A 23,216-nucleotide genomic window follows, 5' to 3' on the forward strand; every position below is an offset into this window, starting at 1 on the left:
GTATACAACGAACCCGACCATGGCCCATTTCGGATTCTCTGGACGCCGACCTCCGGCCCCTACGCCGTCTGCGCGACAGCCAGGTTCAGTTCCTCGATCATCGCCTTTCGCATGAGATACTTCTGCACCTTGCCGGTGACCGTCGTCGGGTAGGAATCCATGAACCGGATGTACCGTGGGATCTTGTAGTGGGCGATCTGCCCCTTACAGAAAGCTTGAATCTCCTCGGCAGTGGCTTCCTCACTGTGGTGCAGGATGATCCAAGCGCAGATCTCTTCGCCATACTTCTCATCCGGCACACCAAACACCTGGACGTCCTGGACTTTCGGGTGCCGATAGAGATACTCCTCGATCTCTCTGGGGTAGATGTTCTCGCCGCCGCGGATGACCATGTCCTTGATCCGGCCGACTATGTTGCCGTAGCCGTCTTCATCCAGCGTCGCCAGATCGCCGGTGTGCATCCAGTGGGCCCGGTCGATGACCTCGCGGGTCCGGTCCGGGTCGCCCCAATAGCCGAGCATCACGCTGTAGCCACGGGTCACGAGCTCGCCCGGTACGCCGGGCGGGACGATACGTCCCTCGTGGTCCACGATTTTCACCTCGATATGCGGATGCACGCGCCCGACCGTGGACACGCGCTTTTCGATGGAATCGTCCACCGCGCTCTGGAAGCTGGCAGGACTGGTCTCGGTCATGCCGTAGGCGATGGTGACCTGGCGCATGTTCATGCGGTCCACGACTTGCTTCATGACTTCGATGGGGCAAGGCGCGCCGGCCATGATGCCGGTCCTGAGGGAGGAGAGATCGAACTCGCTGAAGCGTGGTTGTTCGAGCTCGGCGATGAACATGGTCGGAACGCCGTGTAGCGCCGTGCAGCGCTCCTCCTGAACGGTTTCCAGCACGGCCAGCGGATCAAACGCCTCCGAGGGGTAGACCATCGTCGAACCGTGGGTGACGCAAGCCAGGTTCCCGAGCACCATCCCAAAGCAGTGGTAGAGCGGCACGGGGATGCAGATCTTGTCTTGTTCCGATAGCCGCATCGCCTCACCAACAAAGAAGCCGTTGTTCAGGATGTTGTGGTGGGTGAGGGTCGCTCCCTTGGGGGTGCCGGTGGTACCGCTGGTGAATTGGATGTTGATGGGGTCATCGAATTGAAGCTGGGTTTGAAGGCTTGCGAGCGCTTGACAATGGACGTCGGTGGCCAGCGGCGCTACATCTTGGAATCGCAGGACACCTGCTTCCGGGTCATCGCCGATGCAGATGACGACTTGCAGATTGGGGAGTTTCTCGCATCGGAGTTCTCCCGGAGCGCTGGTTTCAAGCTCTGGGGCAAGGGTGCGGACCATCCCCAGATAGTCGCTTGTCTTAAACCTGCGTGCGGTCACCAGGGCCTTGCACTCGACCGTGTTCAGGACGAACTCGAGCTCCGAGAGCCTATAGGCGGGATTGATGTTGACCAGGATGATCCCGGCCTTTGCTGTGGCGAACTGGGTCACCACCCATTCGGCGCAGTTGAGCGACCAGATGCCGAGGCGGTCGCCGGGCCTGAGCCCTAGGGCGAGCAAGCCTGCCGCGAAGGCGTCGACCTGCTTTTGTAGTTCAACGTAGGTCCATCGGATGCCTTGGTGGCGTATGACAAGCGCTTCGCGGTCCGGCCAGCGGGCGGCCGCTTGGTCGAAATGGATGCCGATGGTGTCGCCGATGAGGGGCACGGTTGAAGCTCCGTGCACGTAGCTTTGGGTCAATTTCTGCATTGCCGTCCCAGACAGCAGGGACCTATTTGCGGCCCCAGGGGGGTGAAGCACCCGGTTTCAAGGTACCTGGACTCCGAGGGAAGTGGGGGGGCTAGGGATGAATCGGTGAGTGGGGGTAAGGGAGAATTGGTTGGAGCGCGAGCGGGCGAATCGGGGAAAGGGTGGATGGGTGGATTGGAGAATGGGTGAAAGGCGGTGAGGGGGGCATCCATTGGGATGCGGCGGCCTGGCGCCGCTCAATCGCGGCCCGCTACTCCTTACCCTTCACCTCGATCTTGCTTTCGAACTTCGAGCTGTCCCCGGTCACCCCGTAGGCGACGCCTTCGGCTTTCATCTTGTCGAGCAAGGTGGGAACCGTGCCGCTCAAGAAGACCTTGCCCTCCCGAACATCGACGGCAACACCGCTGGCATTAAGCCCCGCAACCAATTTGAACCCGGCGGCCATTTTGGCCTTAAGGGCGGCGTCGCTCAGCGTGCCACCGGCCTCTTCCATGGCCTGGCGGCCCTTGGCGGCGGCTTCGTCGTAGGCGCGCTTTCCCATTTCGCTCATCGCTGCTGCGCCCTCTTTGGCCTTCTCGCCGACGATCGTCGCACCTACTTTCAGCTTGTCGCCGGCCTGCTCGGCGGCGCGTTTGGCGGCGACGGCGGCATCGCCGGTCTTTTGGCGGACCTCGTCATCGCTCATCGAGCAGCCAAGCGGGAGCAGGACGATCAACAAGAGAGCAGCCGAGCGGATCATATTCCTGGATACGGTTGAAGTCGCCCATCAGATGCGCCGCGGGTAGGGTCCGTTTCGAAGAGCGCAGCCCCTCCTTGTCGTAGGCTGACAACACTTCCGGCTCTTCTCTACACTTTTGTCGAGTATTGCTCTGAACCTGCGTGGGAAATTGAGTGGGCTCGAAGCGGCTCTGCGCGCTACTCCCTGTTTCGTGGGTGAGTAGTATCAAGTAAGGAGTTCCCCCGATGCTGGCGGCACGTCAGCGCAGACTGCACCCAACCAGCGAGCCGCATATCCGTGGGCGTGCAACGGCCCAGGGGTGGCTTCGTCCACTACTCGATGCCCGTCGGGGTGAAGTCCGCTCCTTGGAGACGCTTATCCATGTCCGTCATCGCCGAAGATAGACCCAAACACGCCAAACGAGCCACGCATTCGATCGCCATGATCGATGGCAATGAAGCCTGTGCGTATGTGGCGTATCGCCTGAACGAAGTCTGCTCAATCTTTCCCATCACGCCCGCTACCCCCATGGCCGAGCTGGCGGACCAGTGGTCCAGCGAGGGCCAGAAGAACCTATGGGGTTCTGTGGTGGACGTCATCGAGATGCAGAGCGAACTTGGCGCCGCAGGAACGCTGCACGGCGCTCTGCAATCCGGTGCATTGGGCACCAGCTTCACCTCCTCGCAGGGGCTGATGCTGATGATCCCGAACATGTTCAAAATCGCCGGCGAGCTCACACCGTGCGTGATCCACGTGGCGGCCAGGGCGATGGCGGCCAATGGCATCTCCATCTTCTGCGACCATCAGGACGTGATGGCGGTTCGGCAAACCGGCTTTGCCCAGCTTGCCTCCAGTTCGGTACAGGAGGCGCACGACTTCGCCTTGATCGCCCAGGCCGCAAGCCTTAAGGCGCGGATCCCGTTTCTCCACTTTCAAGATGGGTTCCGCACCTCGCACGAGGTGAACAAGATTGAGCTTCTTTCGGAGGACCAGATGCGCGCCTTGATCGACGAAGAGGCGATCCTCGCTCACCGGTTGAGGGCGATGAACCCCGACAATCCGGATATCCGAGGCACGGTGCAAAACAACGACATCTATTTCCAGGCGCGCGAGACCATCAATCCGTTCTATGCGAAGTGCCCGGAGATCGTGCAGGGCGTGATGGATCAGCTCGCCGCATTGACCGGGCGGGCCTACAGGCTGTTCGAGTACGCGGGCCACCCTGAGGCCGAGCGCGTGATCATATCGATGGGCTCGGGCGCAGAAACCGTACGCGAGACGGTCGAATACCTGGCAAAACAGGGCGAAAAGGTCGGAGCAATTCAGGTGCACCTCTTCCGGCCGTTCTCGGTCTCTCATTTCATTCAGGCTCTTCCCAAGACCGTCAGGGCCATCGCCGTGCTGGATCGCACCAAAGAGCCCGGTGCCTCCGGAGAGCCGCTGTATCAAGACGTCCTCACGGCGATTTTCGAAGACCTCGGACCTCGGACCTCGGACCTCAGACCTCGTATCATCGGCGGCCGCTACGGACTTGCCGGCAAGGAGTTTCACCCCGGAATGGTCAAGGCGGTTCTGGACGAACTGCTAAAGGACAAGCCCAAAAACCACTTCACCCTGGGCATCGAAGATGACGTGGCCCACACCAGCCTCAGTTACGACGATGGGTTCTCCGTGGAGTCTCCCAAGGTTCATCGGGCATTGTTCTACGGTCTTGGAGCGGATGGCACCGTGGGCGCCAACAAGAACACGATCAAGATCATCGGCGAAGACCCAGAGCGCTTTGCCCAGGCATACTTCGTTTACGACTCCAAGAAGTCGGGCTCGCAGACCGTGTCTCACCTGCGCTTCGGCCCGGAGCCGATCCATGCGACCTACCTCATCCGTGCGGCGCAATTCGTCGGCTGCCATTCGTTCGGCTTCATTCACCGCATGGACATCTTGGAGCGTGCGGCTCATGGCGCGACCCTTCTCCTGAACAGCCCCTACGGCCCAGATGAGGTCTGGGACTATCTGCCAAGACCGCTGCAACAGGGGATCCTCGACAAAGGGATCCAGCTCTATGTCATCGACGCCACAGCGGTTGCCCGCGAGACCGGCCTAGGCTCGCGCACCAACACGGTCCTACAGACCTGCTTCTTTGCCATCTCAGGGGTTCTCCCACGTGAGAAGGCCATCGCCAAGATCAAAAAGTCGATCAAGGACACGTACGGCAAGAAGGGCGGGGAAGTGGTGGAGATGAACTTCAAGGCCGTCGACACCACGCTCGAACGGCTTCACAAGGTCTCGATTCCCACCCAGGTCACCAGCAAGCGCGAACTCCTTGAGCCGGTTTCAGGCGATGCGCCCGAATTTGTGAGGTCGGTGACGGCCGCGATGGTGGCGGGGAAGGGGGATCTGCTTCCCGTCAGCAAACTCCCGATCGACGGGGCATATCCCAGCGGAACGACGAAATACGAGAAGCGCAATGTTGCCGATTTCGTGCCGATCTGGGATTCAGGGCTGTGCATTCAATGTGGCAACTGCAGTGTGGTGTGCCCGCACACCTGTATCCGTAGCAGGCTCTTTCACGAAAGCCGACTGGCCGAGGCGCCAAAGGGGTTCCAAAGCTCGACGATCGATGCCAAGGGCTTTCCGGAGACGCGCTACACGCTCCAGATTTATATGGAGGACTGCACGGGTTGCGGACTCTGCGTTGAGGCATGCCCGGCCGTGAACCTCTCGGACACCAGCAAGAAGGCGATCAACCTGGTGAAGAAAGAGGGCCAGGAGGTCGATAACCGCAAAGTCCTCGAGTTCTTCGAGACGCTTCCCGCCAACGACCGCGCGCGCGTGGATTTCTCGACGATCCGGGGTGCGCAATTCCTGGAGCCCTTGTTCGAGTTCTCGGGCGCCTGCGCAGGATGTGGCGAGACCCCCTATGTCCGGCTGCTCTCTCAGTTGTTCGGCGATCGCATGATGGTGGCCAATGCCAGCGGATGCTCTTCGGTGTTTGGCGGTTGCCTTCCGACCACCCCCTGGACCCGCAATCACGAAGGAAGGGGTCCGGCCTGGGCGAACTCACTCTTCGAAGATAACGCCGAATTTGGGCTCGGCATGCGCGTCGCCGCCGACCGGCACCTGGAGCAAGCGCACAGGCTGCTGCACGAGTTCGAGCGTGAGATTGGCGAAGTCTTGGTGGACGATCTGATCCACGGTCCCCAACGTATGGAGTCGGAGATCCGGCTTCAAAGAGCGCGTGTTGCCGAGCTAAAGGAGAAGTTGAATGAACTTCTTGATCCGACCCTCGCCCATCGCTCTTCGCCCTTCGCTGCGCCTGAGTCGGCTTCAAGACTGCGAACTCTGCTCGCCCTCGCCGACCACCTGGTTCGCCGTTCGGTCTGGATCGTTGGCGGCGACGGCTGGGCCTATGACATCGGCAGCGCAGGCGTGGATCACGTGCTCGCGGGGGGTCGGGATGTGAACCTCTTGATCCTCGATAACGAGGTGTACGCCAACACCGGAGGCCAGCAGAGCAAGGCGACCCCGATGGCCGCGGTGGCGAAGTTCGCCAATGCCGGCAAGCGCGCGCCGAAAAAGGACCTCGCGCTTCAGGCGATCGCCTATGGAAACGTGTACGTGGCCCGAATCGCGCTCGGGGCGAACCCGCAGCAGGCACTAACGGCGTTCCGTGAGGCGGAAGCCTATCCGGGGCCGTCGCTGATCATTGCCTATGCCCACTGTATCGCGCACGGCATCCCCATGCAGCAGGGCTTACAGCAGCAGAGCCGGGCGGTGCACTGCGGCTATTGGCCGCTGATCCGCTACAACCCGGAGGTCCGGGCATCGGGCGAGAACCCGTTCTTGCTGGACTCCGCGAGGCCGACGAAAAACCTGGAGGATTACACGGAGAACGAGCTTCGCTACAGGATGCTGAGGTACACGAACCCGGAGCACGCGGACAGCATCTTCGAAGCCGCCCGCGACCAAATCCAACGCCACTGGAAGCTCTACGAGCAAATGGCAGAAATGGGCTAGTTCCCGTTATTGCTACCCACTCCTGCCGCGGAGATCATGGCCCATGCGGCCTGATGGAGCTCCTGATAGGTGTCAGCGTCGTAGGCCACCGTGTAGCCGTTCACCCGTCGCACGCCGATCAGCCGCGCCGCTTGGTCGGCTTCTTCGGATCTATTGCATTCGAGTTCGACGGTCCCGGGCAGCTTGGGGAGCCAAGTTTTGAGCGACTTGGCTCGCAGGCAACCGTCCTTCGCAGCGGCCTCGATCAGGGGTAGGGACTCGCAGGGCTCCAGACACAAGCCGCTGTAACGGCCGATGCCATGCTTCACCACTGCCGTGGCTACGCCAGGAAGCAGAGCAGCGGCCTCGTCGCAGCCGGCTTGATCGCTGCTCACGCAGACGATCGGTACACCGTAAGTCGCCGCGACCCCTGCGCTCAGACCGATCTCTCCCACGTCTTCGCCGTTGATCTTCAGGCGGTGGACCACCTTGCCCGAGATCGTGTGCTCCATGATGCCGCCCGCCGTGCCGGCTTTGGCGTGATAGCCGATCAGCATCGCCGCGTCGAAGCTTGAGCCCACGCCGATCATCATGCCGTCGGTGCCCGCGCCGTGGCCCGAAACCATGCGTGCGCCGGGCTCAAGCCTATCGACGAGGATGTTCTTGCTGTTGCCGTGAGAATCGCGCAGCACGATCTCCTTCGCGCCGGCATCTTTCGCGCCGCGGATGGCGGCATTCACGTCGTCGGTCATGCGCTCCCGGGCGAACTGGAAATCGTAGGTGGAAGGGTTCGGCCCTCCGCACTGCGACCAACTGACGAGCCCAGTAATGCCCTCGATGTCGACGGAAATGAAGACCTTCATGGGTAGGGAGGTTACCGGAATGCTCCGCTAATCCCCCAACACCGCCCTAGCAATCACCACCCGCTGGATCTCTGAGGTTCCCTCGTAGATTTCCGTGATGCGCTGGTCGCGGTAGAGGCGCTCTACCTTGAACTCCTTCATGAACCCGTAGCCGCCGTGGATCTGCAGCGCCTTGTGGCAAACCCGATGCGCCATCTCGCTGCAAAAGAGCTTGGTGATCGCCGATTCCTTCGTGTGCCGGAGGTGCTGGTCCTTCATCCACGCGGTGCGGTAGAGCATGGTCTTGGCCACTTCGACCTCGGTTGCCATGTCCGCGATCATGAACTGCAGCGCCTGAAAGTCCGCCAGCCTTTGCCCGAACTGCTTGCGGTCTTTGGCGTACTTCACCGCCTCCTCAAGCGCACCCTCGGCGATGCCGACCGCTTGCGCCGCGATGCCGATACGGCCGCCGTCGAGAGTGGTCAGGGCGACGTTGAGGCCCTTGTTCTCAACCCCCAGCAGGCAGGAAGCGGGAACACGGCAGTTGTCGAAGACCATCTCAGTCGTACTGCTCGTTCGGATGCCTAGCTTGTTCTCATGCTTGCCGACCTTGAAGCCAGGTGAAGAGCTGGGGAGGAGGAAAGCGGAAACTCCCTTGGCGCCCTTGTCCGGATCGGTCTGAAAGAACGCGATGATGGCATCAGCGATCCCGCCGTTCGTCGTGAAGTTCTTGGTGCCGTTCAAGATGAAGTCGTCGCCATCGCGGACCGCTGAAGCGTGAAGCGAACCGGGGTCGCTGCCCGCGCCGCCTTCCGTGAGCGAGAAGCAACCGAACCACTCGCCGGTGGCCAGCTTGGGAAGGTAAGTCTGCTTCTGCTCCTCGGTGCCCCATTTGACGATGGTGTCGTTGACCAGGGAGTTCTGCACGGAGACGCCCACCGAGGTCCCCGCGTCTACCTTGCTGAGCTCGATCATTACGCCCACGTAGGCGATCGCGCCCAGGTTTGTCCCGCCGTACTGTTCCGGCACCGTCATGCCTAGGAAACCTAGGGCACCAAGCTCCCGCAGGGCCTCAAGGTTGACCTCCTGCTTTTCGTCCAGTTCCTGGACCGCAGGCTCAAGCCGCTTTTCGGCGAACTTGCGGGCCTCGTCCCAGATCAATTGATGTTCTTCGCTAATCGAAAAGTCCATGTGCGCCTCACAACGAGTGAGTAGTATTGGAGCCTATTTGGGAGTGCGCGGGCTTGCCCGCGCCTTAACCCGACTTCACCAAGATTCTGTCAGGTCCGGCTCTCCGAAAGCGCGGGCAAGCCCGCGCACTCCCATACCTATACTTCCTGTGCCCGATGATCCTGGACCCAATCCTGAATATAGGTAATGATCGCGCTCGGGTCATCTCCGGGGCCGAAGAGCTTTCCAACGCCTAGATCGGCTAGCGTTTCCTGGTCCTTGGTCGGGATGATGCCCCCGCCCGTGAGCAGCCGGTCACCGATCCCCTCCTGCAGCATGAGCTCTCGGACCCTCCTGAAGTGCGTCATGTGGGCCCCGGACAGAACCGATAGCCCGATCACGTCGGCGTCTTCTTCGAGGGCCGCCGCCACGATCGCCTCAGGCGTTTGCCGAAGGCCCAGATAGACGACCTCCATGCCCGCTTCGACGAGCGACCGCGCCACGACCTTGGCGCCACGATCGTGCCCGTCCAGCCCAGGCTTGGCGACGACGACTTTGATCCTCTGCTTCGTTGCTGTCATTCCAGTTTCCAATCTCGTCCAAGGCTCCCACAATCAGGGGCCCGTAGCCGCAGGCTTCAGCCTGCGCACACGTCATTCCATTCCCTCAATAGAAAGCCGTCTCCCGATACTCGCCGAACACGCGGATGAGCGTTGCCGAGATTTCGCCAAGGGTGACGTAGTGCCGCGAACAATCGAGCAGATGCGGGATCAGGTTCTCCTTGGTCCTCGCGGCCCTCTCGAGCTTGTCGAGGCGGTCCTTTACGGCCACGTTGTCGCGGCTTTCGCGCAGCGCCTTCAAGTTGGCGATCTGCTCGCGTTCGACCGTCTCGTCGATCTCAAGCAGCGGAATCTCCAGCTTCTCATCCTCATGGACGTACTCGTTCACGCCCACATGGATCTTGCGCTTGGCCGAAAGAGCCTTCTGATACTCGTAAGCCGACCTTGTGATCTCACGTTGTGGGAAGCCGTTCTCGATGGCCTTGACCATCCCGCCAAGTTGCTCGATCTCGGCGAAGTACTTCTCGGCCTCATCCTCCAGGTCCCGCGTCAAGCGCTCAACGTAATAGGAGCCGCCAAGCGGATCGGCGACGTTGGCCACGCCGCTTTCAAAGGCGATCACCTGCTGAGTGCGAAGTGCAATCTCCACGGCCTTGTCTGAAGGAAGCGCGAGTGCCTCGTCCATCGAGTTCGTGTGAAGACTCTGGCAGCCACCGAGCACACCGGCGAGCGCTTCGAGCGCGGTGCGCACGATGTTGATCTCTGGCTGCTGGGCCGTGAGGCTGCAACCCGCCGTCTGAACGTGGAACCGACAGAGCCAGGATCGGGGGCTGGTCGAACCGTACTTCTCCTTGAGGTGCCTGGCCCAAATCCTGCGCGCGGCCCTCAGCTTGGCGATCTCTTCGAAGAAGTCGAGGTGGGAGTTGAAGAAGAAGGAAAGGCGTGGGGCGAAATCGTCGACCTTCATCCCGGCTTCGAGGGCGTGTTCGACGTAGCAGAAGCCGTCCGCGAGGGTGAATGCAAGCTCCTGCGCCGCGGTGGCTCCCGCCTCCCGGATGTGGTAGCCGCTGACCGAGATCGTGTTCCACTGGGGCACGTGCTCCGCGCAAAAGGCGAACATGTCGGTAATGAGCCGCATGTGAGGCTCCGGCGGGAAGATCCACTCCTTCTGTGCGATGTACTCCTTCAGGATGTCGTTCTGGATGGTTCCTCGAAGCTTGGCGAACGGGATTCCGCGCTTCTCGGCGTTCGCCAGAAACATCGCGAATACCCACGCGGCAGGCGCATTGATCGTCATCGAGGTCGAGACCTTGTCCAGCGGGATGCCGCCGAACAAAACCTCCATGTCCGCCAACGTATCGACCGCAACGCCTGTCTTGCCGACCTCGCCCTCGGACAGCGGATGGTCGGAGTCCCAACCGTAGAGCGTTGGGTTGTCGAAGGCCGTCGAAAGGCCGGTCTGTCCTTTTTCCAGCAGGAATCGGAAGCGCTCGTTGGTCTGGTGGGCGCTGCCGAAGCCGGCAAACTGGCGCATCGTCCAGAGCTTTCCGCGATACATCGTGGGGTGGACGCCCCGGGTGTAGGGGTATTCGCCCGGCAGCGGAAGGTTCTCTCCCAGGTCCTCGTCAGACACGTCGGACCGATCGTAGACCGGCAGAAGCTCTCGCCCCGAAAGGCTCGTGAAATCGGCATCTCGCGTGGGAGCGGCCTTTCCGACCTCGTCGTCGATCTTCATTTGCGCCATGGTGAAACTCTACGTTACTTTACGGGCTCGATACGCACCTTCGCACACGCTTTTCTCACAAACTCGTATGGGGAGCCGCCCGTTTTCGCCAGCTTTGCGGCTTCTTTGGCAATGGCGGCGTCCGCGCCGATGGTACTGTCGAAGGCCGTCCAAAGCTCCTTTTGGATGGACTGCCTTATCTCTTCGACCAACCGTCTGGCTCTCATCGCCTCGTGTCGGCCGGAGCTGATCAGCTCGCCGGCTTGCTTTTCTATCTCGGCTATGACCTTTTCGATGCCGGAAGATTGCTGAGCGCTCGTCGCGAGCACCGGCGGAGCAGGCTTATCGGGTCTAGGGCCGCTCAAGCTGAAGAGGAACCGGAGGGACTGAAGCGCAGAATCTATTCCGGGAAGGTCTGCTTTGTTGACGACGATCAGGTCGGCCGCTTCGATAATCCCAGCCTTGAGAGTCTGAATCGTGTCTCCCGTGCTGGGCTGGAGGACCAGCACCACGATATCCGCGCATCGCAGCACGTCGAGTTCCGCCTGGCCAACCCCAACGGTCTCGATGAGGATGCGGTCCATGCCATAGCCTTCGATGACTTCGGCGACGTATGGGGTCGAAGGCGATAGGCCTCCGTGGCCCTCGCGCGATGCGAGCGACCGGACGTAAATGTCGGGGTTCCCGACCAGGGCGTCCATTCGCACGCGGTCACCCATAAAGGCGCCACCGGTGAACGGGCTGGAGGGATCGACGGCGATAACGCCCACCTTGTGGCCCTTACCTGCCAGACCTAGAGCGATTGCAGAAGTCAGGGTGCTTTTGCCGACGCCAGGGGGCCCCGTGATGCCGATTCGAACTCCTTTCCCAAGCCTGCCGTCCAGGGCCTTGCGAAGGGCAGGGAAGAGGCTGGGGTCATTCTCCACACGGGTAATCACCCGCGCCAATGCCAGCCGGCTCCCGGAGAGATAGGCGTCGACGAGCTCGTTTGAGAGGCTCTGCGGGTGGATGGGGGTGGGCTTGGAGCTTTTCACGTAGGCCAGGGTTCTGCGTCGCCGCAGCCTCATTGACTATGCCTTTGGGAGCAAGGGCAAGTCAAGCGTGGGTTGGCTGACGCCGCCAACCTTCGGCTTTCACGAAAAAGTCAAAATGACCCGTAACCTTGTGACGACACTTGTCGTCAAACTCAAATGACGACAACTGTCGTCAACGCGCCGCCCGGGTTCAGCCGGCAAGAGCCCGCGGCGGTCGGAGGAAAAATGCTTCGACTCAAACTGACACTACGCGCACTTGGCGCCATCGGCATACTCGGCACCGTGGCCTTGGTCATGGCCCAACAGATCGCCTCGAAAGAGACCGGCGGCAACGGACCTCAGAAGGCCACGGGCTCCCGCTCCAGAGCCGGGGGAGGAGCGGCGATCGTCAACGGCAGGACTTACAAACGGATGGAGTCCGCTCACCCGGGACCCTGGAAGTTTGAAGCGCCCACTGCTGCACAGCACGTTCTCAAATCCTGGATCATAAGTGAAACCAATCGCCTGATCGACCTTGCAAAGGCCCAGAGCCAGCCTGAGCGCGTTCAAGGGATTATCGAGGCTCAGTGCTACTACATCTTGACGACGATGCGACCCGACGAGCAGAAGCACGAGATGTACGACGTCTGGAACGTCGATGTCTGGCAGGCGGGGGGCAAGTGGGACCACGTCACAAGTGCCCCATCCTTGGTCAACGCCCTCGCCAAGATCGAAGCCAAGCAGAACGCGACGATCAGCGCCATCTGGGACAAGGCTCGCGAAGACCACATGCGGCCCTACATGGAGCTCAGCCGACGAATCACAAAGGAAGTCGGAAACGATCAGGTGCGCCATCACCAACGGTATACCGAGGAGCTTCGCAAGCTGCAAGGCGAGAAGTCGAAGTCGGACGTTGCGACGGATCGCATGACCCGATTGAGACCAGCCCTCAACGCCGTCTATGGGCAGCTCAACGCTGCCCAAAAGCGAGAGTGGGACCGGATCCTCGTCAACTTCAACCAGGACGTGCTGTCGGCATATCGCGGCGAGGCCGTCAAGCTTGGCGTGGCAACCAAGTAGTTCGCTTTCACTCTGACCCATCACCTAGACCAGCAAGAAAGGCCCGGCGGTAGCCGGGCCGAAGACCTCAAAGAAGATGAACAAGAACGAACGCTTGAGCCTCGGCGCCTCGGAAGCCGAAGTGCTGACCTATATCGCGAGCCATCCTGGCGTCACCGTCGGCCAGGTGGCTCAGTACTTTGCTTCAGCCAAAGGTTGGGTGCGAACCACCTTGCAGACGACGATGGATCGCCTCCTGGCAAAGGGCCTTCTTCGGCGACAATCCGGGGAAGGCATCGCCCGGTATGAGAGCACCATGAGTTCTGAGAACATCCGAGAGGGGTTGGTGAGCACCTTTGTCGAGGGCACGTTGGGCGGCTCGCTTTCGCCTTTCGTTGCCTATCTGAGCGGCGGAGCGAACATAACGGAGCAAGACCACGCGGAATTGAAGCGGTTGGTCGAGGAGTTGGACAGGAGGAGAGGGAAGTGATCGAAACCTCGGCTGTAGCTCTACTTGGAGCAGCGCTCTCAGCTTCTCCGTTGGTCCTCTTTGCGCTCGCGTCGGGGCGATGCCCGAAGCTGTCGCCTCGGTTCAGGCTTTGGTCCGGACGCATTGCGTTTCTCAAGCTCCTGCTCGGGCTGCTTCCGCTCGGAATCTGGATTCAGACCCGAGTTCCCGTTGGGTCCGGAACGGGCAGCGACACGCAGACCCCAATGCTATGGGCTTTCCTTCTTTCAGTCTGGCTCTTGGGCGTTTTGGCCGTCCTGGGGGACATGGCCTCCTCTGCGATGAGAACGAGAGCGGTGGTCCGTTTGGCCAAGCCTCTCGCGGTTCAGCCCGAACATGGCGTCCAGTTCTTGGAGGTTCAGGGGGCGGCTTGCCCCATGGCCACCGGGTGGCTCCATCCAAAGCTACTGTTGCCCCCCAACTTCGATCAGCAGGCACAGCAGTCCGCCGTTCAGCATGAACTTGCTCACGTTCGCCATGCCGACTTGGTCTGGAGCGTCTTCTACCGGATCGTCTGCGCGGTGTTCTGGTTTCACCCGCTGGCCTTCGTCTTAGAAAGGGAAGTACACCTTTGGCAGGAGGTCGTTGCAGACCAGTCGGCATGTATGGCAGCGGCAACATCCCCTGCCGAACACGCCGTTCTGATTCTTGCCGCCACCCGGAATGAGCCAACCGCGCTCATCGCAACGGCCCTTTCCGGCGATGGGCGGCTCGTCAAGAGGCGCATGGAGGCGATCTTTCAGCAGGGAAGCGGCTCAAAAGCGCTTCTTCTGGCAGGCATCCTGATCGGCTTTGCCTGTCTGGCTCCAGCTTGGGTGCCCTATTCCAGGGAAGTCCGGAGCATTCCAGCCCGTTCGAGGGCTCTGGCGGAACCCATCAACGCCCCTTCCGTCGAGATGGCCACACGAGCTCAATAAGGCTACTGGGGCGAGACGTCAGCCTCGTGCTCTTTGAAGCTGATTCGGCCCAATTCAGGGGTGACCGCCACGGACGGAGTCGCCTTGGCAGCAACCTCACCGCGCTCGGCCATCTCGCGCACCCTAAGCACCCGTGCCCGCTCTTCGGCACCGGCGGTGACGGGCCACAGCGTCCGCTCAGCCCAGTGGCTCGAAAGGAACTCGTCCCAAACTCGCTTGTAGACGCTCGCAGTGGCTTGGGCAAGCTGCGCCCAGTCGAAGTCGGTCTTGAGCCGAACCCGTGCGTTGGCGTTCAGTCGGCCGGCTCGATCCGGATCCCCCAGCACCCTCAAAATCCCCCAGGCCAGAGACTCTGGGTTGTTGGCAAAGCTGAGGGTTCCAGTGACGTCGTGGAGCACGACCTCCTTCAGACCGCCTGCGTCGCTGGCGACAACCGGAATGCCCGCCGCCATGCCCTCGAGCGCGACGATTCCGAACGGCTCATAGAGAGAAGGGAAGACCGCCACGTCGGCGACCCGGTAAAGCTGGTGCAAGCTCCTGTTGGCCATAAACCCAGTGAAACAGACCTTCTCCGAGAGGCCGTACCACCGCACAAAGTCCTCGAAACGGTCTCGCTTGCCGCCGCCGACAATGACGAACTTCGCTTTGGGTTCCTTTGCAAGGATCACGCTGGCGGCGTCGAGAAGCACGTGAATGCCCTTTTCCCGCACAAACCGGCCCACATAGATGATGATCTTTTCGTCGGGCATCGCATAGCGAGAGCGATACTCGGCGAACTCGGATTGGGGCCAGTCAAACTCGAACTTGGAGGCGTCTATCCCGTTGTAGATGACGTCGATCTTGTCGGCGGGCACATCGAAGCTCTCCTGAACTTCCCCTTTCATGTACTCAGAGCACACGATAACCCGCCAAGCCTCATAGGTGAGCCAATACTCCTGTTCGTGGATGTACTTCTGAAGGTCGTTCCAAATGCCCCCGTTGCGGCCCTCCTCGGTGGCGTGGATCGTCGCGACGATCGGAAGTTGGTATTCGTACTTCAACTCCCGCGCGGCGTCGAGCGAGAGCCAGTCGTGGGCGTGAAAGACCGTCGGGCGTCCGCCAGGGCGCCAGTCCTCCAAGAGCTGTCGGACGCGGCGCTCAGTAGCGTCGTTGAGGAGCTGGATTTCATGAATGAAGTTGTCGGGCTCGCGCTCCAAGTGAACTCGGTGGACGTGGACGCCGCTGGTTTCGACCTCTTCATCGGGCGCCTGAGGCGTCGCCTTGGTGACCACATGAACCTCGACACCCGCTTTGACCAATTCACGGGAAAGCTCAAAAACGTGAGGGCTGATGCCGCCGACGATCCTGGGAGGATATTCCCAGGAGAGCATCATCACGCGAATCGAGTTGTCGGCCATGGCAGGTCACGCTTTGAGCCGCAAAGAGAGAGATTCAGGGCGCAAACCGTGGCTCAGAGGGTACCAGAGAGCAGGGAATGGGAGCCTAACCAGAAAAGGCCATAATAATGATTATCAGAAAGAACAAGGGAGCCCGTCTTGCTCCAATTGGCGTAAAAGGCGTATACGACCCATACGTCCTATCGGGCCTACCTATCTTGTGGATGGCCGCGCTGGATCTATCCCGCAAAGCCGTCAGCTTGATACGCGCGCATGCGGTCCTGGAGTTGGTGGGCCGCGCGGTCGCACTGGCTGATTGCGTCATCGAGCGAAAACTCACCCGTTCGGCCCGCCTGGAGCTTCTTGGCCAAGATCACGGCGCCTGCCGCCACGCCGATCACGGCGAGGACGGGAATCCAGGGAAAGGTGCCCTGTCGATCGCAGGTGCACGAGGTGTCCGAATGCATGTGGCCGTTCGATGCAGACATTTGTCTCTACTCCAGTTTATGACGCTATTCCCATTGTCGGTGTTTCTTTGCGTCACTTGAGGGGGTCTTTTGCCTGGAAACTTTCATCTTTTGCGGTGTTTGGCGCGCACCTCGTCGCGACGTCAAGAGCCTCGCTAGGTCTCCGGAAGACCCTGATTTCTGGAGCCATGTCGCTGCGAACGGTACAATCCCCGCGCATGCTTGACACCCTGACCAAGCGCATCACAGGGATTTTCTCGGGCCTTCGACGCAAAGGAAGGCTCACCGAATCGGACGTGCAGGACATGCTCCGGGAGATTCGCGTGGCGCTCCTTGAGGCCGATGTCAACTTCCAAGTCGCCAAAGACTTCATTGCCAAGGTCAAAGAAAAGGCGGTCGGCGAGGAGCTCTTTAGCAGCCTGAGCGCCGACCAGACCCTGATCCGGATCGTCCGCGACGAGCTTGTCGAACTCCTCGGCGGAAAGGACGCCGACACACGCTTCAATTGGGCTTCCGAGCCTCCGACGGTGGTGCTTCTATGCGGCCTCCAGGGCTCCGGCAAGACCACCACAGCCGCAAAGCTCGCGCTCAAGCTCCAGCAGGAGGGCAAAAAGGTCATGATGGCGGCCTGCGACATCCAGAGGCCCGCCGCAGTGAAACAGCTTCAAGTCCTGGGCGAGCAGGTCGGGTCCGAGGTCTATGCCAAGCTGGACGGAACCAAGCCGGTTCAGATCGCCCAGGAGGCCTTGGCCCGTGCGCGGCACATGATGGCCGACGTCTTGATCGTGGACACGGCAGGCCGCCTCCAGGTCGACGAAGACCTGATGCGCGAGCTTGGCGAGGTTCATCGCAGCGTCAAGCCCAGCGAGACCCTCTTGGTGGTGGATTCCACAACGGGCCAAGAAGCCGTTAACGTCGCGAACGCTTTCCATGAGCGGGTTCCGCTCACGGGTGCGATCTTCACGAAGCTGGACGGCGACACTCGCGGCGGCGCGGTGCTCAGCGTTCGAGCCGCAACGGGTGTTCCCTTGCGCTACATCGGCCTTGGCGAGAGCACCGATGCTCTCGACGCTTTCCATCCCGATCGGATGGCTCAACGCATCATCGGCATGGGCGACGTCCTCGGCATCATCGAGAAGGCCGAGATGGCGATCGACAAAGACGATGCCAAGCAGCTTGAAAAGAAGCTCCTCGGCGGAGACGGCCTCGACTTCCACGACATGCTGCAGCAGTTTAAGACCATGCGCAAGATGGGGCCGCTCAAAAACGTGCTAAAAATGGTTCCCGGCCTCGGCGCGCAGATTTCGGATGAGCAGCTGGCGAGTCTGGATGAGCGCCGAGTGGACCGTATAGAAGCGATTATCCTCAGCATGACGTACCAAGAGCGCTCTCAACCGGATATAATCAATGGCTCGCGGCGAAGACGCATTGCGCAAGGCTCGGGAACGAGCGTCGAAGACGTTAACCAATTGCTTCGACAGCTCTATGAGGCTCGCAAGCAGATGAAGCAGTTCGCCAAGATGCAGGCGCGGTTCAAGAAGTTCGGAAAACGCCGAAAATGACGGCCGCGTGAGATATCGGGAGAAGACACACGAGTGGTAAAGATCAGATTGAGGCGCATTGGCGCAAAGGGCCGCCCGTTCTATCGGGTCGTGGTGGCCAAATCGACCGCGGGACGCAATGGCGCCTTCATCGAGACGTTGGGGACCTATAACCCCATCGTCAAACCCACGCACGTGGAAATCGACGGAGAACGAGCGATGCACTGGCTGATGCAAGGCGCGCAGCCCACCGAAACGGCGGCTCGTCTGCTGAACAAGACCGGCGTCCTGGAACAGTATTTCGCCCAGCGGCCCGGAGCAAAGAAGGACTACGCGTTCTTGGACAAGCGCACGGCAGCCACGTCGGTACGATCGGTGATGGACAAACAGTCTGAACCCAAGGCCGAAGCCGCTCCGGTGGCCGCGGCACCGGTCGCAGCAGCCCCAGAACCTGCGCCGGCCCCCGAGCCCGAAGCGGCGCCTGAACCCGCGGCCGAAGAGCCCGTCGTCGAAGTGGAAGCGGCCGCCGAAACCGTTGCTGACGCCGAGCCTGTGGCCGAAGCAGAGCCTGAGGCTCCCGCCAAAGAGGCCTAACCATGAAGTACGGCAACTTAGTTGAAGCTTTGGTCAAGGGCATCGTCGAACAGCCAGACGAAGTGCATATCGACGAGGAACTCACCGGCCACACCCGGACCTTCGTGGTCCACGTGGCTCCCGAAGACGTCGGCAAGATCATTGGCAAAAGCGGGCGCGTGGTCTCGGCGATCCGCTGCGTGGTCAGCGCCGTTGCGGCCAAGGCCCATGAGCGCGCGTTCGTCAAGATCCCCACGGAGTAGCCTCTGGGAACGATCAGGATCGGCCGAATCGTAGGCGCCCAAGGTCTGAAGGGCGAAGTCAAGGTGGAACCCTTGACCGACTTCTTCGAGCGGTTCGATCCGGGAAAAGTCCTTACCATTCAAGGCGCCGAGCATGAAATCCTGGGCGCCAGGCTCCAAGGTGAGCGCCTGGTGCTCCAGATCGAGGGGGTTTCGGACCGAACGGCCGCGGAGAAGCTGCAGTGGGAGTACCTTGAGGCCGACGAGGACCTGGATGTCGAACTGGACGAAGACGAGTACTTCACCGCCGACCTCATCGGTATGCGCGTGGTGACCGAGGCAGGCGAGGTGCTGGGCGAAGTGGAGAAGGTCCTTCCCTACCCCGCTCATGACCTGCTGGTTGTGGACGGCATCATGATTCCCGCCGTGAAAGAGTTTGTGAAGCAAGTGGATTTGAAGGGCCGCCGAATGGTGGTTCACCTGATCGAAGGCATGCGCTAAGGGCATACTGATTGCGGATTCTGGATCGCCGATTGGGAAATCCGGATTGGGGATTGCAGACCTCAGACTCCGGGTCTGAGATCTGCAATCTGAGATCTGGGATTTTAGGCTCGAACTGATAGGATTCACCATGTTTCTCGACCAAGCCACCGTCGAACTCACTTCCGGCAAGGGGGGCGATGGCGCGGTGACGTTTCACCGCGAGAAGCACGTCCCACGCGGCGGGCCCAACGGCGCGGATGGCGGCAAAGGCGGCGACGTCTGGCTGATCGCGGACCGCAACAAGCGCACCCTCTACGACTTTCGCCTCCACGCACGGATCAAAGCCGAATCGGGAGGCAACGCCCACGGCAACAAGAAGGGCAAGGACGCGGTAGACATCGAGATCCACGTGCCTGTTGGAACGATGATCTTCGATTTCAATTTGGGGTCCGAACTCGCCGACTTGAGCTTCGATGGCGCCCGCTACAGAGTATGTAAAGGCGGGCGGGGCGGCCATGGCAACATGCACTACGTGAGCAGCGTACGCCAGGCCCCGAAGATCGCCGAAAAGGGCGAGCCCGCCGAGGAGCGCACGGTCAGACTCGAGCTCAAACTTCTGGCGGACATCGGCCTCGTGGGGCTCCCAAACGCCGGCAAGAGCACCCTCATCAGCCAGATCAGCGCAGCCAAGCCCAAGATCGCCGACTACCCGTTCACGACCCTTGAACCCAATCTTGGGGTCGTGAGCCTTGGGGAGGAAACGTTCACCGTGGCCGACCTGCCAGGGCTCATCGAAGGCGCCCACGAAGGCCATGGTCTGGGCGACCGCTTCCTCAAACATGCCGAGCGCTGCGCGGCATTGGTGCACGTGGTCGACATCCTGCCGATCGACGGCTCAGACCCCCTGAACAACTACGAGCTAATCGAATCTGAACTCAAATCCTATGCCGAGGAGCTTTGGCGCAAGCCCCGTATCGTCGCGTTGAACAAGACGGACCTCATGCTGGAAGGCGCCGCTGAAGACGTGGCAAAGCGGTTTGAAAGTGTCGGCCATCCGCTCTTTCGCGTCTCTGCGGCTTCCGGTTCAGGCATCCAGCCCCTTCTCTACGCGATGCTGGAGACCCTAAAATCTCGGCCCGCCTCCGAGCCCGTTCGGATAGCCATTCCCACGCCGGCAGCGCAGGACGATGATGCCTGGGAAATCGTCGAGCAGGATGGCATCAAACAGGTGCTTGGCAAGAAGGTCGAGCGTTGGGTGGCTATGACCGACATGGAAAGCGATGACTCGGTGCGGTACCTTCACAAGCGCCTGGAGCGCTTGGGAGTTATCGAACGGCTCCGCGAACTTGGCGCAGAGGAAGGGGAAACAATCTTGATTGGGGATTGGGTGTTCGATTTTTCGGACGAAGCTTGAGCATGAGAATCGGAATTTTAGGCGGCACTTTCGATCCTCCGCACAGTGGGCATTTGGCCCTTGCGGAGGCTGCACTGTCACAGCTCCGACTCGAAGAAGTGCTGTTTGTGCCGGCCCACAAGAACCCCGCCAAGTTGGATCAGGCCGTCACACCCGCCAAGATGAGGCTTGAAATGGTCCGGCTCGCGATCCTCGGTAGGCAAGAGTTCAGCGTTTCGGATATCGAAGTGGTGCGGCGAGGTCCCAGCTACGCCGTCGACACCATGCTTCAACTGGCGCAGGCGAGCCCCTCCGACTACTGGTTCCTGATGGGAGCGGACGCTCTTAAGGGCCTCCCAAACTGGAAGCAACCTGAGAAACTTATCCGTCTTTGTCGTTTGGGGGTGGCTGTTCGCGCTCCTGACCAGCCGGATGAAGTGATTTCCAGACTGCCTGAGGCGTTCCGCTCAAAGGTGGACATCATCAAGCTGAAGCCACAGGACGTGTCATCATCGGAGATTCGCGAGTACGTTTCGCGGGGCCTCGGCGTTGGGCAATGGCTGCCGGAGGCGGTGCAGAGTTATGTGCTGGAGCACAAGCTCTATCGGAGTTGAATGACCTCAAGAGAGAAAACAGACAAGATCGTAGAGTTCGCCGACGACATGAAGGCCGAGCAAATCGAGGTTCTCGACGTTCACACGAAAACCTCAGTCGCCGATTTCTTCGTCATATGTGGTGGGACAAGCGATCGGCATGTTGAGTCCATCGCCGACCGTGTGGCCGAGAAGCTGAGGGACCTGAAGGTGCGGCCCCTTCGTGTGGAGGGCGCCCGCAGCGGGTGGGTCTTGCAGGACTACGGCGACGTCTTGTTCCACGTCATGCGCGAAGAGCAACGGCAGTTCTATGATCTGGAGACGCTTTGGACGAACATGAAGCCCGACCCGAGCCTGGCGGAATAGGCCCCTCCGCTCCCAACTCGCCCCTCGAGGGAAAGGTCGGTGAGCGCAGTGAACCGGGTGAGGGAGAGCGTTACAAGGACCAGTGGAACCAAGTCCTCAAGCTCGCTCAATCCTTGGAATCTGCCCACGACGGCGTTGTGCGGCAGGCTCTTGAAGAAGCGCTCGATGCCAAACTCAAAGCGCTCAGAGCCCAAACGAACCTCGCCGACCCCAAGGCGGCCAAGCATCCACGTCTCGCGCGGGCCCTGACAGCCCTCGATTTCGCGGTTCCAGAGCCAGAGCCGGAACCTGAGCTTCCCGAGATTCCCCTAGCAGCCGAGCCCGCAGACCCCGAACAAGTGGCTCAGGCGGAAGCTCTCCTAAGGCAAGCGCGCGTTCATTCCATGCGCGGCGACCACAATGGAGCACGTTCGCTTCTCGAGCAAGCTGCAAAGGTTGCCCCGCAGTCGGGTGCGGTTCTGGAAGCCCTTGGAGACGAGCTTCAGGCCCAGGGCAAAAAGCGCCCCGCCATCGAGATGTACAAGCGTGCCATCGCACTCTCTCCTGGCAACGTCGGACTCGAAAAGAAGCATGCCGACCTGGTCTTCAGCGCCTTTGCAGCTTCTCAGGTTTACGTGAGTTCAGCGAGCCAGGCCGAAATGGCGGCCAGCGCCAAAGCAGCCGTCGTGATGTCGATCATCCTGCCGGGCCTTGGGCAGGTCGTTACCGGACGGTTTGTTGCAGGGGCACTCTGCTTGATTCTGTGGCTGGGGGCGTGGGTCGTTGCCGGAGTGATGGGCTTCGGAAATCTCGGCGCGGCGATGACCGGGAAGCCCTTCAACGGCCAGCCGCCCAACTACATGATCTTCTTGCCGGTGGGTTTGGCGCTTCTATTCCACCTGTATGCGATCGTGGACGCCAATGCGGCATCGAAACAACAGGCCCGCAAGAAAGTGGACCACCCCAAACCGCCAACCAACCTTCCGTTCGAGTGACCTGGCAAGTTTGCCAGTCCTTTTTTGGACGGGGGGACTTATTGGCTGATCCTGTCACAAATGGCAGGGCTGGGACAAATACTTATACGAGGGCAGTCGCTCTCAGGCCCTGTTGTTGGGCGAAAGGAGCAAAATGAAACGAATACTGATACTCGCAGCCGCATTTGCGGCGGGGCAGGCGGGCGCAGCTGTGCTGGTTGCGGCCGAATCGTCGTACCAGTACATCGACGCGACGGCTGCGACGATGTATGGCGGTTCTACCGCTGGATGGGAAACGACCGGATACGATGACTCAGCTTGGTTCACGGGAAACGCCGTGTTCTCAAACTCGACCGGCATCGATTCCAACCCCACGCAAACCGCCTGGGACGCGGACTACGATCCCAAGCTAAGGCACACGTTCACGATGGGAAGCTCGATGGGGCCGCTGTTCGCCCACGTGGCTATTGACAACGGCTTCGATATGTACATCGATGGCGTTTGGGTGTGGTCGGCAAACGCTGAAGGCTATACCAGCTATTGGGAATACACCAAGAACATAGGTTCTTTGGGCGCCGGGACGCACACGATTGCGTTCCAGCTTGAGGATCACGGCGGATTGACCGCGTTTGACTTCCAACTGGACACGGTGCCGGAACCCGCCAGCCTGGCCGTGCTTGGCCTAGGCGCCGTCGCCCTCATCCGCCGGCGTCGATAGGCACATTGCCCAGAGGCCAAGAAGCAAAGCCTCCTCACCTTATGCCTGCATTCCACCTCGCCCCCCACGGGGAGAGGTCGGTGAACGCAGTGAACCGGGTGAGGGGGCACATTCCACCTCGCCCCCCACGGGGAGAGGTCGGTGAACGCAGTGAACCGGGTGAGGGGGCACATTCCACCTCGCCCCCCACGGGGAGAGGTCGGTGAACGCAGAGAACCGGGTGAGGGGGTGCCCACACCCTCTCGCACGAACCC

General features: G+C 60.8%; 22 protein-coding genes. 13 read left to right on the top strand and 9 right to left on the bottom strand.

What is annotated here, in order from left to right:
- Positions 1-59 precede the first annotated feature (59 nt).
- Positions 60-1,754 carry an AMP-binding protein gene (locus tag HZC36_02690; GenBank protein ID MBI5705878.1) on the bottom strand — a complete coding sequence of 565 codons (1,695 nt, stop codon included), beginning with the start codon at positions 1,752-1,754 and terminating at the stop codon, positions 60-62.
- Between the two features lie 250 nt (positions 1,755-2,004).
- A complete protein-coding gene (locus HZC36_02695; protein MBI5705879.1) occupies positions 2,005-2,493 on the bottom strand; it encodes a BON domain-containing protein in 489 nt (162 codons plus the stop codon).
- A gap of 420 nt (positions 2,494-2,913) precedes the next feature.
- Between HZC36_02695 and nifJ the strand changes: the two genes are divergently transcribed.
- The gene (nifJ, locus tag HZC36_02700; protein MBI5705880.1) at positions 2,914-6,486 is read left to right on the top strand and encodes a pyruvate:ferredoxin (flavodoxin) oxidoreductase; all 3,573 of its coding nucleotides are present in this window, start codon (positions 2,914-2,916) and stop codon (positions 6,484-6,486) included.
- Here nifJ and HZC36_02705 read toward each other — a convergent pair.
- The 5 genes from HZC36_02705 to meaB form a co-directional block, all read right to left on the bottom strand.
- Positions 6,483-7,328, bottom strand: coding sequence for a M55 family metallopeptidase (locus tag HZC36_02705; protein ID MBI5705881.1), 846 nt, complete (start codon positions 7,326-7,328; stop codon positions 6,483-6,485). The two genes, nifJ and HZC36_02705, sit on opposite strands and share 4 nt — an antisense overlap.
- Before the next feature lie 27 nt (positions 7,329-7,355).
- On the bottom strand, positions 7,356-8,498 hold the full coding sequence (locus HZC36_02710) for an acyl-CoA dehydrogenase family protein (protein MBI5705882.1): 1,143 nt from the start codon (positions 8,496-8,498) through the stop codon (positions 7,356-7,358).
- A 137-nt stretch (positions 8,499-8,635) separates the two neighbouring features.
- Positions 8,636-9,058: a cobalamin B12-binding domain-containing protein gene (locus tag HZC36_02715; GenBank protein MBI5705883.1), complete on the bottom strand. Its 423-nt coding sequence runs from the start codon at positions 9,056-9,058 to the stop codon at positions 8,636-8,638.
- A gap of 85 nt (positions 9,059-9,143) precedes the next feature.
- Positions 9,144-10,781, bottom strand: coding sequence for a methylmalonyl-CoA mutase family protein (locus tag HZC36_02720; GenBank protein MBI5705884.1), 1,638 nt, complete (start codon positions 10,779-10,781; stop codon positions 9,144-9,146).
- Between the two features lie 14 nt (positions 10,782-10,795).
- Entirely contained in the window at positions 10,796-11,827 is a 1,032-nt protein-coding gene (gene meaB, locus HZC36_02725) for a methylmalonyl Co-A mutase-associated GTPase MeaB (GenBank protein ID MBI5705885.1), read from the bottom strand.
- A 123-nt stretch (positions 11,828-11,950) separates the two neighbouring features.
- Between meaB and HZC36_02730 the strand changes: the two genes are divergently transcribed.
- The 3 genes from HZC36_02730 (at position 11,951) to HZC36_02740 (ending at position 14,257) form a co-directional block, all read left to right on the top strand.
- Positions 11,951-12,853 (top strand): hypothetical protein, encoded by a 903-nt coding sequence (locus HZC36_02730; GenBank protein ID MBI5705886.1) that lies wholly within the window; start codon positions 11,951-11,953, stop codon positions 12,851-12,853.
- Between the two features lie 76 nt (positions 12,854-12,929).
- Positions 12,930-13,322, top strand: a complete 393-nt coding sequence (locus HZC36_02735) for a BlaI/MecI/CopY family transcriptional regulator (protein ID MBI5705887.1) — start codon at positions 12,930-12,932, stop codon at positions 13,320-13,322.
- The gene (locus HZC36_02740) at positions 13,319-14,257 is read left to right on the top strand and encodes a M56 family metallopeptidase (protein ID MBI5705888.1); all 939 of its coding nucleotides are present in this window, start codon (positions 13,319-13,321) and stop codon (positions 14,255-14,257) included. The genes HZC36_02735 and HZC36_02740 overlap by 4 nt, the downstream gene beginning before the upstream one ends.
- A gap of 2 nt (positions 14,258-14,259) precedes the next feature.
- Here the strand turns inward: HZC36_02740 and HZC36_02745 are convergent, their stop codons facing one another.
- Positions 14,260-15,639, bottom strand: coding sequence for a glycosyltransferase family 4 protein (locus tag HZC36_02745; GenBank protein ID MBI5705889.1), 1,380 nt, complete (start codon positions 15,637-15,639; stop codon positions 14,260-14,262).
- 233 nt (positions 15,640-15,872) lie between these two features.
- Positions 15,873-16,121 (bottom strand): hypothetical protein, encoded by a 249-nt coding sequence (locus tag HZC36_02750; GenBank protein MBI5705890.1) that lies wholly within the window; start codon positions 16,119-16,121, stop codon positions 15,873-15,875.
- 197 nt (positions 16,122-16,318) lie between these two features.
- Between HZC36_02750 and ffh the strand changes: the two genes are divergently transcribed.
- The 9 genes from ffh to HZC36_02795 all read left to right on the top strand — a co-directional run bounded on the left by ffh (position 16,319) and on the right by HZC36_02795 (position 22,962).
- Positions 16,319-17,662: a signal recognition particle protein gene (gene ffh / locus HZC36_02755; protein ID MBI5705891.1), complete on the top strand. Its 1,344-nt coding sequence runs from the start codon at positions 16,319-16,321 to the stop codon at positions 17,660-17,662.
- Positions 17,663-17,695: 33 nt separating this feature from the next.
- Positions 17,696-18,235, top strand: a complete 540-nt coding sequence (gene rpsP / locus HZC36_02760) for a 30S ribosomal protein S16 (GenBank protein MBI5705892.1) — start codon at positions 17,696-17,698, stop codon at positions 18,233-18,235.
- A 2-nt stretch (positions 18,236-18,237) separates the two neighbouring features.
- A complete protein-coding gene (locus HZC36_02765) occupies positions 18,238-18,477 on the top strand; it encodes a KH domain-containing protein (protein MBI5705893.1) in 240 nt (79 codons plus the stop codon).
- Between the two features lie 3 nt (positions 18,478-18,480).
- On the top strand, positions 18,481-18,957 hold the full coding sequence (gene rimM, locus HZC36_02770) for a 16S rRNA processing protein RimM (protein ID MBI5705894.1): 477 nt from the start codon (positions 18,481-18,483) through the stop codon (positions 18,955-18,957).
- 130 nt (positions 18,958-19,087) lie between these two features.
- Positions 19,088-20,353: a GTPase ObgE gene (gene obgE / locus HZC36_02775; GenBank protein ID MBI5705895.1), complete on the top strand. Its 1,266-nt coding sequence runs from the start codon at positions 19,088-19,090 to the stop codon at positions 20,351-20,353.
- 2 nt (positions 20,354-20,355) lie between these two features.
- On the top strand, positions 20,356-20,946 hold the full coding sequence (gene nadD / locus HZC36_02780) for a nicotinate (nicotinamide) nucleotide adenylyltransferase (GenBank protein ID MBI5705896.1): 591 nt from the start codon (positions 20,356-20,358) through the stop codon (positions 20,944-20,946).
- Entirely contained in the window at positions 20,947-21,291 is a 345-nt protein-coding gene (gene rsfS / locus HZC36_02785) for a ribosome silencing factor (protein ID MBI5705897.1), read from the top strand.
- On the top strand, positions 21,252-22,265 hold the full coding sequence (locus HZC36_02790; protein ID MBI5705898.1) for a tetratricopeptide repeat protein: 1,014 nt from the start codon (positions 21,252-21,254) through the stop codon (positions 22,263-22,265). Before rsfS ends, HZC36_02790 begins: the two co-directional genes overlap by 40 nt.
- A gap of 133 nt (positions 22,266-22,398) precedes the next feature.
- On the top strand, positions 22,399-22,962 hold the full coding sequence (locus tag HZC36_02795; GenBank protein MBI5705899.1) for a PEP-CTERM sorting domain-containing protein: 564 nt from the start codon (positions 22,399-22,401) through the stop codon (positions 22,960-22,962).
- Positions 22,963-23,216 lie beyond the last annotated feature (254 nt).

This window comes from Armatimonadota bacterium (genome assembly GCA_016223145.1).
GTDB lineage: Bacteria > Armatimonadota > Fimbriimonadia > Fimbriimonadales > Fimbriimonadaceae > Nitrosymbiomonas.